The organism is Mycobacterium sp. (assembly GCF_965229265.1).
Lineage (GTDB): Bacteria > Actinomycetota > Actinomycetes > Mycobacteriales > Mycobacteriaceae > Mycobacterium.
This window is the reverse complement of sequence record NZ_CBDDIY010000010.1, coordinates 47824-59958: the sequence shown is the minus strand read 5'-3', so window position 1 is coordinate 59958 and position 12135 is coordinate 47824. Positions and strand designations below refer to the sequence as shown.

Annotated in this window: 10 protein-coding genes, 3 pseudogenes and 1 riboswitch; of the genes and pseudogenes, 5 read left to right on the top strand and 8 right to left on the bottom strand. The window is 67.7% G+C overall.

Translation table 11 applies throughout. The features are described 5' to 3' along the window. Nucleotides 1-72 precede the first annotated feature (72 nt). From ADBZ9K_RS02500 to ADBZ9K_RS02480, 5 genes and pseudogenes are all read right to left on the bottom strand, one after another. Entirely contained in the window at nucleotides 73-1863 is a 1791-nt protein-coding gene (locus ADBZ9K_RS02500; protein WP_526618295.1) for a flavodoxin domain-containing protein, read from the bottom strand. Next, a pseudogene (locus ADBZ9K_RS02495) lies at nucleotides 1793-1984 on the bottom strand (molybdopterin dinucleotide binding domain-containing protein); the annotation flags it as partial. The gene ADBZ9K_RS02500 and the pseudogene ADBZ9K_RS02495, both read right to left, overlap by 71 nt. 411 nt (nucleotides 1985-2395) lie before the next feature. Then, a pseudogene (locus ADBZ9K_RS02490) lies at nucleotides 2396-3601 on the bottom strand (molybdopterin-dependent oxidoreductase); the annotation flags it as partial. Between the two features lie 93 nt (nucleotides 3602-3694). Further along, nucleotides 3695-3832 (bottom strand): annotated as a pseudogene (locus tag ADBZ9K_RS02485) (molybdopterin-dependent oxidoreductase); the annotation flags it as partial. A 95-nt stretch (nucleotides 3833-3927) separates the two neighbouring features. Further along, complete coding sequence (locus ADBZ9K_RS02480; RefSeq protein ID WP_526618293.1) at nucleotides 3928-4605, bottom strand: energy-coupling factor ABC transporter permease; 678 nt, start codon at nucleotides 4603-4605, stop codon at nucleotides 3928-3930. A 41-nt stretch (nucleotides 4606-4646) separates the two neighbouring features. Continuing rightward, a riboswitch (cobalamin riboswitch) is annotated at nucleotides 4647-4778 on the bottom strand. Between the two features lie 111 nt (nucleotides 4779-4889). Between ADBZ9K_RS02480 and ADBZ9K_RS02475 the strand changes: the two genes are divergently transcribed. Next, complete coding sequence (locus tag ADBZ9K_RS02475) at nucleotides 4890-5120, top strand: hypothetical protein (protein ID WP_526618291.1); 231 nt, start codon at nucleotides 4890-4892, stop codon at nucleotides 5118-5120. On the opposite strand, the gene ADBZ9K_RS02470 is transcribed toward ADBZ9K_RS02475, so the two are convergent. Then, entirely contained in the window at nucleotides 5117-5530 is a 414-nt protein-coding gene (locus ADBZ9K_RS02470; protein ID WP_526618290.1) for an SRPBCC family protein, read from the bottom strand. The two genes, ADBZ9K_RS02475 and ADBZ9K_RS02470, sit on opposite strands and share 4 nt — an antisense overlap. Nucleotides 5531-5635: 105 nt before the next feature. On the opposite strand from ADBZ9K_RS02470, the gene ADBZ9K_RS02465 reads away from it, so the two are divergent. After that, nucleotides 5636-6928, top strand: coding sequence for an MFS transporter (locus ADBZ9K_RS02465; protein ID WP_526618288.1), 1293 nt, complete (start codon nucleotides 5636-5638; stop codon nucleotides 6926-6928). Here ADBZ9K_RS02465 and ADBZ9K_RS02460 read toward each other — a convergent pair. Then, on the bottom strand, nucleotides 6907-7296 hold the full coding sequence (locus ADBZ9K_RS02460; protein ID WP_526618287.1) for a MerR family transcriptional regulator: 390 nt from the start codon (nucleotides 7294-7296) through the stop codon (nucleotides 6907-6909). The genes ADBZ9K_RS02465 and ADBZ9K_RS02460 overlap by 22 nt on opposite strands. A 60-nt stretch (nucleotides 7297-7356) precedes the next feature. On the opposite strand from ADBZ9K_RS02460, the gene ADBZ9K_RS02455 reads away from it, so the two are divergent. Continuing rightward, on the top strand, nucleotides 7357-7791 hold the full coding sequence (locus ADBZ9K_RS02455) for a PPOX class F420-dependent oxidoreductase (RefSeq protein WP_526618285.1): 435 nt from the start codon (nucleotides 7357-7359) through the stop codon (nucleotides 7789-7791). On the opposite strand, the gene dnaE is transcribed toward ADBZ9K_RS02455, so the two are convergent. Then, nucleotides 7780-11319, bottom strand: a complete 3540-nt coding sequence (gene dnaE / locus ADBZ9K_RS02450; protein ID WP_526618284.1) for a DNA polymerase III subunit alpha — start codon at nucleotides 11317-11319, stop codon at nucleotides 7780-7782. The two genes, ADBZ9K_RS02455 and dnaE, sit on opposite strands and share 12 nt — an antisense overlap. Before the next feature lie 104 nt (nucleotides 11320-11423). On the opposite strand from dnaE, the gene ADBZ9K_RS02445 reads away from it, so the two are divergent. After that, nucleotides 11424-11792 carry a DUF202 domain-containing protein gene (locus tag ADBZ9K_RS02445; RefSeq protein WP_526618283.1) on the top strand — a complete coding sequence of 123 codons (369 nt, stop codon included), beginning with the start codon at nucleotides 11424-11426 and terminating at the stop codon, nucleotides 11790-11792. Then, nucleotides 11792-12133 (top strand): DUF202 domain-containing protein, encoded by a 342-nt coding sequence (locus ADBZ9K_RS02440; RefSeq protein ID WP_526618282.1) that lies wholly within the window; start codon nucleotides 11792-11794, stop codon nucleotides 12131-12133. The genes ADBZ9K_RS02445 and ADBZ9K_RS02440 overlap by 1 nt, the downstream gene beginning before the upstream one ends. Nucleotides 12134-12135 lie beyond the last annotated feature (2 nt).

The window sequence follows — 12135 nt, the reverse complement described above, 5'->3', positions numbered from 1 at the left end:
GTTGCGACCTCGCTGCAGGCGGTGATCGCAGTGTCACAACCTGCTCACTTCGGCCGAGGGGCGACCGTGAGGTCAGTAGACGTCGCGCAGATAGCGCTTGGCGGCGACCAATTCGCGCTTGTAGTGATGGGCGGCCTCGGCATCCAGGCGACCGTGGGTGGTGATGATCGCACCCAGCGCCGAGTCGACGCCGGTGGCCATGCCGGCCGCGTCACCGCAGACGTAGAGGTGGGCGCCGTCCTGCAGCCACGCCCACAGTTGCGCGCCGTTGTCGATCATCTTGTTCTGCACATAGATTCGCCGGTCCTGATCGCGGGAGAAGGCGAGGTCGAGCCGATTCAGCAGACCATCGGTGACCATGTCGGTGAAATCGTCGCGGTAGTAGAAGTTTTCGCTGCGATGCTGGTCGCCGAAGAACAACCAGTTGCGGCCGGGGTGGCCGAGCGCGCGGCGTTCCTGCAGGAAACCGCGGAACGGCGCGATGCCGGTGCCCGCGCCGATCATCACGATCGGCGCGCAGCGATCCGCGGGCGGGCGGAAGTGCGGTGAGTGTTGCAGGAAGATCGGGGTCGGGGTGTGCTCGGCGCGGTCGGCCAGATAGGTCGAGCACACTCCCCCACGCCGGGATCCGTCCGGGCCTCGGTAGCGCACGACCGACACCGTCAGTTGCACTTCGTTCGGGCTGACCAGTGGGCTCGATGAAATCGAATAGGACCGTGGGGTCAGGCGCACCAGCACCTCTTGCCACTGCTGGACGTCGGCCCGGATCCTGACGGCGCGCACCGCGTCGAGGCCGTTGCGGGCGGCGCGCAGCGCCGCAGCGTGCGCCTTGTCGGCCGACGCAGCGCAGAGGAACGCGGTCAGGTCCGGGGTGAGCCGGCAGATGTCGTAGCTCGTTCGCAGCGCGTGCCACAGGCTGCATTCCGTCCCGTCGACCTCGATGACCTCGTCACCACGTAATCCGGTGGCCGACAGCCATTCCGCGATGTCGGCGTCGCTATTGATGGGCATCACCCCGAGCGAGTCGCCGACGGCATAGGTCACATCGTGCTCGGAGATGTCGAATCCGATCTGCCGCACCTCCTTGGCCGCCGAGGCCGGAGTGAGCCGAACGTTGCGGCTCAGCCGGGCGGTGATGGGCTTGGCCCGGGTGAATGGCCGTGCCGCTGGCCGCACCGCCTCGGCGGCGGCCGCCTCAGGGTTGACCAAGGCGACAACCCGCCGATTCCATTGCGCCAGGGCACCCTCGTCGTGGATCTCACAGTCGTGGCGGTCCAACAGTCGGGCGCCGCCGAGTTCGGCCAGCCGCGTGTCGATGGCCCTGGCGTGCCCGCAGAACTGCCCGTAGGCGCGATCACCGATGCCCAGCACCGCGAACCGGACGCCGTCGAGCGCCGGAGCGTTGGGTGCGCGGAGCTGATCCCAGAAGTCGGAGCCGTTGTCCGGCGGCCCGCCGTCGCCGAAGGTGCTCGTCACCACGAACACTTCGCTCGCGCTGACCAGCTGGCCCGGCATAACGTCGGACATGGCGGCCATGTTCGCCGGAACACCCTGCCGGGCAATGCTTTCGGCGAGCTGGGCGGCCAGGTCCTCGGCGTTTCCGGTCTGCGATGCCCACAGCACCAGCGGTGCACCGGCGGGAACGAGCGGCCCGGCGGCATCCGGTCCGGCGGTGGTGGCGGCGGCGCCGACCGGGCGTAGCCGCACGGCGCACACCTTCAGCTCGGGCTGCAGTGACTCGCGGTCCACCGCGTCGCTGGTCACGGCGTTGACGGTCAGGTTCTCACCGTGCTCATCGGTCCAGTGGAACGGCGCAAAGCAGCTGCCCGGCCGGACCCGGTCGGTGACAACGGCCGGCAGCACCGCCCGTCCACGCCGGGGACGCCACCTCCACCGGCCTGCCATCGGAGATGCCGAGGCCCACGGCGTCAGCGGGGTGGACCTCGACGAACGGCCCGCCGTCGAGTCTGGTCAGTTTGTCGATCCGGCCGGTCTTGGTCATGGTGTGCCACTGATGGGCCAGCCGGCCGGTGTTGAGGACCAGTGGATAGTCGGCGTCCGGGCTTTCGTGGGGCTCCCGATGCGGGCGCGGGTGGAACACCGCTCGTCCGGATGGGGTGGGGAAGGCGAGTTCGCCGTCGCTGACGTAGCGGATCGGGTGGCGGGTCGCCCCGTCACCGGGCGGGCACGGCCATTGCAGCGGCCCCTCGCGCAGCCGCGGGTAACTGGCGCCTCGAAGGTCATAGCCGGTCCGAGAATTGGCAAAGTGGCGGATCTCGTCGAACACCTGCTCGCTGGAGCAGTAGTCGAAATGCTCGCCGAAGCCCATGGCGCCGGCGACCTGGCAGATCAGTTGCCAGTCCGGCCGAGACTGCCCGGCCGGTGAAACACATTGCCGGACAAGGGTGAGAGTGCGCTCGGAGTTGACCATTACCCCGTCGGCCTCGGCCCACAGGGCCGCGGGCAGCACCACGTCGGCGTAGCGATTGGTCGCGGTGTCGGCGTAGGCGTCCTGGGTGACGACGAACTCGGCGGCGCGCAGGCCATCGATCACCGTGGCCCGGTTCGGCACCGTCGCGACCGGGTTGGTGCAGATGATCCAGCAGGCCTTGATATCTCCGGCGGCCATCTTCTCGAACAATCCGATGGTGCCGCTGCCACCGTCGGCCCGGATGGTCCCGGGTTCCAGTCCCCAGACCGATTCGACGAACGCCCGGTCCTGTGCGGAGCTCACCGACCGTTGCCCGGGTAAACCCGGCCCCAGGTAACCCATCTCGCGGCCCCCCATCGCGTTGGGCTGCCCGGTCAGTGAGAGCGGTCCGCTTCCGGGTCGGCAGATGGCTCCGGTTGCCAGGTGCAGGTTGCAGATGGCGTTGGTGTTCCAGGTCCCGTGGGTGCTCTGGTTGAGTCCCATCGTCCACAACGACATCCACTCGCCGGCCTCACCGATCATCGTTGCGGCGGTGCGAATGTCGGTTTCGGCCAGACCGGTGAGCGCGGCGACCCTGGCCGGCGGATAGTCGGCGAGGAATTCGGGCATGCCCGCCCAGCCCTCGGCGTGTTCGGCGATGAACGCGGTGTCGATGTCACCGGCGGCGACCAGCAGATGCAGCAGCCCGTTCAGCAGCGCCAGGTCGGTACCGGGACGGATCTGCAAGAACAGGTCCGCTCTGGCGGCGGTCGCCGTGCGCCTTGGGTCGACGACGATCAGCTTGGCCCCGGCCCGCAGCCGGTCGGCCATCCGCAGGAACAGGATCGGGTGACAGTCGGCCATGTTGGAGCCGATGACGAAAAACAGGTCGGCGCAGTCAATGTCGTCGTATGAACCGGGCGGGCCGTCGGCGCCGAGGGATTGTTTGTAACCCGACGCGGCGCTGGCCATACACAGCCGCGAGTTCGACTCGAGGTGAACCGTGCGCAGGAAGCCCTTTGCCAGTTTGGTCGCCAGGTACTGGGCTTCCATCGACATCTGGCCGGAAACGTAGAGCGCGACCGAATCCGGCCCGTGCCGTTCGCTGATCGCACGCAACCGGTCGGCCACCGCGGTGACGGCGTCATCGACCGGGACGGGGACCAGCGCCTCGCCGCGGGCGGGGCGCATCAGGGCACTGCTCGCGCGCGCGTCGGTGCTGCCCATCAGTTCGGCGTGCGTGGCCCCTTTGGTGCACAGCCGGCCGCGGTTGGCGGGATGGAGCCGGTCACCGACGACCTTGGCGATGACCGGACCCTCCGGGCCGATTCGGGTGTGCACCTCGATGCCACACCCGACACCGCAGTACGAACACGCGGTGCGGGTGGGTACATCGCCGCTGTCCCCGGTAGCCACGGACATCACCGTGCCCGGCCGAGATTACGGCCGGGCACGGCGCGCGTTATGACCGCGAAACAGCAGGCTCACCGCGGCGCGGGCGGCGCTGTGAGATGCGGTCAGGCCGGGTTCAGCAGTCGGCGTTCCAGCAGCGCGGAGTCCTTCATCCGGTGCAGGCCCTTGGCGGCGGCCAGCACCCCGAGATCGGCGAGCGGCTCGACGATGATGACCGTCAGGTAGGCCGCACCGAAGGTGGCGATATCGGCGACTGTCTGGCCGGCGAAGCCTTCGCCGTAGAGCGCCCAGAACGCCACCCACGACACGATCCCGGCCTGGTAGGTGGTCGACAGCGCGAGGGCCTGACGGTACTTCAGCTGAATGTAGGGCGTCTGCGGGGCGATGACTCGGCGGGCGACGAACTGCAGCGCGAACAGCGGCACCAGCAGCGTGGTGACGTTCATCCCGTATTGCGGCAGGTCGAACGGGGCGAAGAACAACCCCTGCAGCAGCAGGCCCCCGGCCAGCCCGATCGCGGCCGGAGCGGCTCCGAACACCAGGAACAGCGTCGACCCCAGAATCAGGTGCACTTCGGAGATCCCGACCGGGTAGTGCGGGAAGACCTGGAAGAACACGAACACCAATGCGGTGGTCGCCGCGCTGCGCATCAGCAGGGCGGCGACGCCGCGCTCCTTGATCAGCTGCCAGGCGGCGTATGCGGCATAGCCGCCCGCTCCGCCGGCGGTGAGGTAACTCAGAACGATCTTGGGACCTTCGACGATCCCCGGCTCGATATGCATGGCCGTTCCCCAATCCACGAGGCAATGAACCGCCGGGTGCGGCGCACCCGGCGCGGCCGGCAGGTACTCGGACTCGCAGACACTGCTGCACACCGTTGCGGGACAGTCCCGGACTTCCACCGGGTTCCCCTGACGACTGCAGCAGTACGTTACCCGGCCGCGGCCAGCGGTGCCGGCCCGGCGCGCTGTTCGCGCTGGCAGTGCTGCCGGCGCAGCGCGGGCCAGCCGGGCCTCAACCCAAAGTTTGGCTGGCCGAAAAGAAAATTCCGAGCTATCGTGAAACGATGACGAGCGTCGAAGAGGTGCGTGCGGCCCTTGCCTCGTCCGGCTCGGAGGTCCGGATCGCCGGCGTGCCCTGGCCGCTACACAAGCTCGCCGCGCTGGTGACCGGTCTGCTGGTCTTCGCGGTGGCGGGCATCGTCACCGCCCAGGTCGGCCCGGCCGTACTGGTCGCCGCGGCGACGTCCACGGTGATCTGGCTGGCCTTCGGCCTGCGCCGCCGGCCCCGCAGCTAACGCTCGAGAATTCGCTTCAGGGTGGCCAGGTCGGCCGCCACCGCGGCGGCGTCCGCGGCATACTCCTGCTCGGACATGCCCGCCCTGCGCCGCAGCGTGAAGATCACCTCGCTCCACTCCTTGCCAGCCGGAACCACCCGCAGCGGGTTAAACACCGGCTCGCCGGAGGGCATCGTCACCACATGATCGAGCACCCCAAGGTCATTGGCGGGGGTGAACTCGATGGCGATCTCCCCCATCGGCGACTGCACCACCCAGGTGTCGCCGACTCGGGTCAGCTCGCCGCTGGCCAGACCGGCCGCCCACTGCGGTAGGTGCACCGGATCGGCGGCGTATCGGTAGACCTCGGCCGCCGGCCGGTTGATCCACGCGCTGATGTGTCGAGACTCGCCCAAAGCGTCGTCGTCCATGACTCCATCCTCGCCGAGGCACCGTCGGGACGGGCACGGTTTGCCGCGGACCCAGCACGACACTGGCTGGTGGACAAACTGCGGCGGCACAGTGACAATCTGGCCGTGCAGACGGGGGAAACACGGACGTTGCGCCAAGTTGCGCTGGCCAGCTACGTCGGCTCGGCGATCGAGTTCTACGACTTCTTCATCTACGGGACGGCCGCGGCGATCGTATTCCCGAGTGTCTTCTTTCCACACTTGGGCCACGTGATGGCCACCGTGGCCTCACTGGGCACCTTCGCGTCGGCGTTCGTGTCCCGTCCCGTCGGCGCCGTGGTGTTCGGGCACTTCGGTGACCGGATCGGTCGGCAGCGGACGCTGGTGGCCACCTTGTTGCTGATGGGGATCTCCACCGTCGGGGTGGGCCTCATTCCTAGTACGGCCACGATCGGCATCGCGGCACCGCTGTTGCTGACCTTCCTACGGCTCCTGCAGGGGTTCGCGGTCGGTGGCGAGTGGGCGGGCTCGGCCCTGCTCAGCGCCGAGCACGCGCCGGAACACCAGCGGGGACGCTTTGGGATGTTCACCCAGATGGGTTACGGCACCGCGCTGGTGCTGGCGAACCTGGTGTTCCTCATCGTCTACCTCACCTGCGGCCAGGCCAGCCCGGCGTTCCTGGAGTGGGCATGGCGCATTCCGTTCCTGTTCAGTGTCGTCCTGATCATCACCGCTCTGCTGGTGCGGATGAGTGTGAAGGAAACGCCCGCGTTCGCCGCGGCGGCCGACGCCCCCCACAGCGAGGTACCGCTGGCCGCCCTGGTCCGCGATCAAGGCCGTCAACTGCTGTTCGCAGCGGGCGCGGTTGCAGGCGTTTTGGCCCTGGTGTACGAGACCGGCACCTTCTTCACCCACTACGCCACCGAACATCTGCGCTACTCCACCGACTTCGTGCTGCTCGTCGGCGCGCTGGGCGGCGTGTGCACGGTGGTGTTCGTCATCGCGTCGGCCATCCTCAGCGACACCTACGGCAGACGTCCCCTGCTGACCATCGCCTACCTGCTCGCGGTGCCGTGGTCGCTGGTCGTTTTCCCCTTGATCGAGACCCGCAACCCCCTCCTCTTCACGGCCGCCATCATCGTGACCTACGCGATCATCGGAATCGCGATGGGCCCGCTGGCGTCCTTCATCCCGGAGACCTTCGCGCTCGCCTACCGCTATACCGGCGCGGGCCTGGCGCACAACATCGGCGGAATCGTCGGCGGCGGAATTCCTCCGGTGATTTCGGAGTACCTTCTCGACACCTACGGCAGCTGGAGCATCGCGGCAATGCTCGCCGGCCTGACGTTGGTGAGCCTGATCAGTGTCCGTGTGTTGAAAGAGACTGCGCAACCGCGCTACTCGCGCTCAGGGCAGTGAATCCCGCAGGTGCACGCATCGATCGACGGGCAGGTGCACGCCATCCCCCACTCGATGATCTGGCGGGCCCGCGCCAGGGTAGCGATCTGGTTGTCGATCTCGACGAGCTTGGCGTGCGCCAGGGCACGGCTGGCCGGGCGCCCCGGCGCCTCGTCGCCGAGCAGCACAGCGATCTCGTCGAGCGTGAACCCCGCGGCCTTACACAGCCCGATCAACTCGAGGCGGGTCAGGACGATGTCGTCGTAGCGGCGCTGCCCACCGGCTCGGGCCGGCGCCGGCAGCAGGCCGATCTTCTCGTAGTAGCGCAGGGTGGTCGGTGCGACACGCGCCCGATCCGACACCTCCCCGATGGTGAGCGCGGCACCCATGACGACCCTCCCGGACGGACACTTGACTTAGAGCCAACTCTAAGTCCTTCACTATCTCCTATGGACACCCTGCACACCAGCCGCTACGCGCTGCTGCGGACCTACCGCCGCGACGGCACCGGAGTCGACACCCCCATTTGGTTCCACCTCGACGGAAACACGCTGGTGTTCCGCACCAAGGTAGGCCCCAAGACCCGCCGGATCGCCACCGATCCGCGCGTCGAACTGCGGGTCTGCGACTACCGGGGCCGGGTCCACGACTCGGCCACCCCGGTCGGCGGGCGGGCCGTCGTGCTGTCGGGCGAGGCCGCGGAACGGGCCAACCGGCAGCTGCATGCCCGGTACGGCTGGCAATACAACCTCGTACCCCTGCTACGCCTGCCCGGCGTCACGAACGTCGACGCCGGCCTGCCGTGGCGGGAGAAGTGGCAGCGCTTCCGCAACCGCAACCTGTGGCCGGACAGCGCGATCGTGCAGGTGTCCCTAGCCGCCTAGGCAGCCCGGCCCCAGCAGCGCCTTGAGGTCACCCATCAGGGCCGAGGACGGCGTCACCCGAAGCTTCTGGTCGAGCTCGAGAGTGGTGATCCGGTCCCCGCTGATCAGTCGCAGATGCACCTGGGAGGTCCCGGGGTGGCGGGCCAGCACCTGCTTGAGCGCGGTGACCTTGTCGATGGTGCACTGCCGGGTAGGCAGACTCACCGCCAGCGGCCGGTCCGGCTGGGCGTTGGAGAAGTCCGGCACCACCAGCTCATTGGCGATCAGTGAGATCCGGTCATCCTGGATGCGCACCTTGGCGCCGATCAGCACCACCGCGTCGTCGGCTATCTCGGCGCCGAACATCGAATAGGTCTGCGGGAAGAACATCACCTCGATGCCGCCGGTGAGATCTTCCAACTGCGCTGAGGCCCAGGGCATTCCGTTCTTGTTGACCCGCCGGTTCACCGCGGCGAGGATGCCGCCGACGCGGACCTGGGTGTCGTTGGCGACGTCGCCATCGAGGATGGCCGGGATCTGGGTGTCGACCTGGTTGGCCAGCAGGTGTGCCACCCCGTTGAGCGGGTGCCCGGACACGTAAAGGCCCAGCATCTCCCGCTCGAGGGCGAGCTTGTGCTTGTCGTCCCACTCCTCGTCGGGCACCCGGATGGTGAACACCGCGTCGGTGACCGAGTCGTCGCCGCCGCCGAAGAGATCGAACTGGCCCATCGCCTCGGCCTTCTTGGTGCCGAGCACCGAGTCGACCGCATCGGTGTGCACCAGGAACAGGCCCTTGCGCGGATGCTTCAGCGAGTCGAAAGCCCCTGCCTTGATCAACGATTCGGTGACCTTCTTGTTGCAGGCCCCGATGTCGATCTTGTTCAGGTAGTCGGAGAAGTCGGTGAACCTGCCCTTGTCGGTGCGGGTGGCGATCAGCGAGCTGACCACGTTGGCGCCGACGTTGCGGATCGCGCCCAGCCCGAACCGGATGTCGTTACCCACCGAGGCGAAGTTCTGCACCGACTCGTTGACGTCGGGCGGCAGCACCGTGATGCCCAACCGGCGGCAGTCGGCCAGGTAGACCGCGGCCTTGTCCTTGTCGTCACCGACCGAGGTGAGCAGGCCGGCCATGTACTCGGCCGGGTAGTTCGCCTTGAGGTAGGCCGTCCAGTACGACACCAGCCCGTAGCCGGCGGCGTGCGACTTGTTGAACGCGTACCCGGCGAACGGGAGGATGGTGTCCCACAACGCCTTCACCGCTTTTTCGGAGAACCCGTTGGCGGTCATCCCCTCCTTGAAGCCCTGGTACTCGGCTTCCAGGACCTCAAGCTTCTTCTTGCCCATCGCTTTTCGCAGCGCGTCGGCCTTACCCATCGAGTAGGAGGCGACCTTCTGGGCGATGAACATGATCTGCTCTTGGTAGACGATCAGACCATAGGTCTCGGAGAGGATCTCCTTGAGCGGCTCCTCCAGCTCGGGATGGATCGGCTTGATCGCCTGCCTGCCGTTCTTACGATCGGCATAGTCATTGTGGGCGTTCATGCCCATCGGGCCGGGGCGGTACAACGCCAGCACGGCGACGATGTCGTTGAACTCGGTGGGCTGCATGCGCCGCAGCAGGTCGCGCATCGCAGCGCCGTCGAGCTGGAATACCCCCAAAGTGTCGCCGCGGCCGAGCAGTTCGTAGGCGGCCGGGTCGTCCAGGGGCAAGGTGTCCAGGTCGAGTTCGATGCCGCGGTTGGCCTTGATGTTCTCGATCGCGTCGCCGATGATCGTCAGGTTCCGCAGGCCCAAGAAGTCCATCTTCAGCAGGCCGATGGCCTCACACGACGGGTAATCCCAGCCGGTGATGATCGCGCCGTCCTGCGGGCGCTTCCAGAGCGGAATCGCCTCGACCAGCGGCTCGGAGCTCATGATCACCGCGCAGGCGTGCACGCCGGCGTTGCGAACCAGGCCCTCGAGACCACGCGCGGTCTCGTAAATGGTGCGCACATCGGGATCGGTGTCGATCAGCCCGCGAACCTCGGCGGCTTCCTTGTACCGCTCGTGGCTGGGATCGGTGATCCCCGACAGCGGGATGTCCTTGGCCATGATCGGCGGCGGCAGCGCCTTGGTGATCCGGTCGGCGATGGCGAAGCCGGGCTGGCCGTAGTGGACGCGAGCCGAATCCTTCAGCGCTGCTTTGGTTTTAATGGTACCGAAGGTGATGACCTGGGCGACCCGGTCGCTCCCCCACTTCTCGGCGGCGTAGCGCACCATCTCGCCGCGGCGGCGGTCGTCGAAGTCGATGTCGATATCGGGCGCCGACGGGCGTTCCGGGTTGAGGAAGCGCTCGAACAGCAGGCCGTGTGGGATCGGGTCGATGTTGGTGATACCGAGTGCGTAGGCGACCAGCGATCCGGCCGCCGACCCTCGGCCGGGACCCACCCGGATGTCAATGGAGCGCGCGTAGTTGATCAGGTCGGCGACGATCAGGAAGTACGACGGGAAACCCTTGCCGCAGATGACGTCGATCTCGAAGGCGGCCCGCTCGGTGTACTCCGGCGGTACCCCGTCCGGGAACCGCCGCCGCAGACCGGCCTCCACCTCGTGGCGCAGCCATGAGCCCTGATCATGGCCCTCGGGCACCGGGAAGATCGGCATCCGGTCCAGCGGGGTCCAGACATCGGCGTAGGACTGCACCCGCTCGGCGATCAACAGGGTCGAGTCACAGGCGCCGGGCACTTGGTCGTCCCACAGTGCCCGCATCTCGGCCGCCGACTTCAGGAAGTAGCCGTCGCCGTCGAATTTGAACCGGTTGGGATCGGACAGGGTTTTGCCGGTCTGCACGCACAGCAAGGCCTCGTGGTTGTGCGCGGCCTCGCGGGTCACATAGTGGCAGTCGTTGGTGGCCAGCGGCCGGATGCCCAGCTTGCGGCCGACCTCGAGCAGCCCTTCGCGGACCCGGCGCTCGATCGAGAGGCCGTGGTCCATCAGTTCGAGGAAGTAATTGTCCGGTCCGAAAATCTCGCGCCACTTGGCGGCCGCCTCGACGGCCTCTCGCTCGTGGCCGAGCCGGAGCCGGGTCTGCACCTCACCCGATGGGCAGCCGGTGGTCGCGATGATGCCCTCGGCGTGCTCGGCGATGATCTCGGCATCCATCCGGGACCACTTGCCCAGCTGGCCTTCGAACGATGCCCGCGACGACAGCTTGAACAGGTTGCGCAGACCGGTGGCGTTCTCGGCGACCATCGTCATGTGGGTGTAGGAACCGCTGCCGGAGACGTCGTCGCTCTTCTGCCCGGGATCGCCCCACAGGATCCGGCGGGTGTCGAACCGCGAACCGGGAGCGATGTAGGCCTCGACACCGATGATCGGCGTGATCCCGACCTTGGTGGCTGCGTTGTAGAACTCGCTGGCCCCGAACATGTTTCCGTGGTCGGTCATGCCGATGGCGGGCATCTCCAGGCGCTGCGCCTCGGCCAGCATGGGCGTGATCTTCGCGGCACCGTCCAGCATCGAGTATTCGGTGTGGTTGTGCAGGTGCACAAAAGAGTCGTTCTTACCCATAGGCTCGTCAGTCTAGGGCCGCCGGCCGACACCCTTCGGCGTGTCGCGCGACGTGTCTGGCGGGCATACCGGATTCCCGCCGGACACCGACCAGAGAGGTGCGGATGTTCACACGCAAACCGCCGGTGCGCAGCGTCGGTACCGACCCGGACTACCGGTTCACCCTGGCCAACGAACGGACCTTCCTGGCCTGGTTGCGCACCGCGCTGGCGCTGCTCGCCGGCGCCGTGGCCCTGGCCAGCCTGGTCCACGACTTCGGGCCGCGCGCATTCCGGCTCACCATCACGATCCTGCTGCTGGCGCTGTCATTGATCGTCACCGCCGGGGCCTACCTGCGCTGGGACCGCACCGAACGGGCGCTACGGGAAGATCGGCCGTTGCCGGAGGACCCGATGCCGCGGATCATCGTCGGCGGGCTGGGCATCATCATCGTCGCCACCGCCGTCCTCGTCTTCCTGGCCGAGTTCAGATAGTGGACCCGCAATCCGACCTACTCGACGCCCAGGCCGTGGCCGAGCGGACGGCGCTGGCCTGGCAGCGCACCTTCATCGGGGCGCTGGCCGTCGGCGCGCTCGTCGTGCGCTGGAGCTTCACCCAGCACTTCCCGCCCTGGCCCGGCATCATCGTCACCGCGCTGGCCGCGCTGGCCAGCCTCGTCCTGGTCCGCTGGCGCTACCAGCGGGTGCGCGACGCCGTGCGCGACGGGCAGACACCGCTGTCGCGCTACCTGGTCCCGGGGGCCACGGTGTTCATGGTGATCGTCATCGTGGGTGTTGGCGCGGGTGCACTCGCCGAGTACGCCCACCTGTCCTGACG

Excerpts from the sequence above, each read along its gene's own strand:
- ADBZ9K_RS02480 (WP_526618293.1), bottom strand. The coding sequence starts at position 4,605 with ATGCATATCGAGCCGGGGATCGTCGAAGGTCCCAAGATCGTTCTGAGT.
- ADBZ9K_RS02475 (WP_526618291.1), top strand. The coding sequence starts at position 4,890 with ATGACGAGCGTCGAAGAGGTGCGTGCGGCCCTTGCCTCGTCCGGCTCG.
- ADBZ9K_RS02470 (WP_526618290.1), bottom strand. The coding sequence starts at position 5,530 with ATGGACGACGACGCTTTGGGCGAGTCTCGACACATCAGCGCGTGGATC.
- ADBZ9K_RS02460 (WP_526618287.1), bottom strand. The coding sequence starts at position 7,296 with ATGGGTGCCGCGCTCACCATCGGGGAGGTGTCGGATCGGGCGCGTGTC.
- ADBZ9K_RS02455 (WP_526618285.1), top strand. The coding sequence starts at position 7,357 with ATGGACACCCTGCACACCAGCCGCTACGCGCTGCTGCGGACCTACCGC.
- dnaE (WP_526618284.1), bottom strand. The coding sequence starts at position 11,319 with ATGGGTAAGAACGACTCTTTTGTGCACCTGCACAACCACACCGAATAC.
- ADBZ9K_RS02445 (WP_526618283.1), top strand. The coding sequence starts at position 11,424 with ATGTTCACACGCAAACCGCCGGTGCGCAGCGTCGGTACCGACCCGGAC.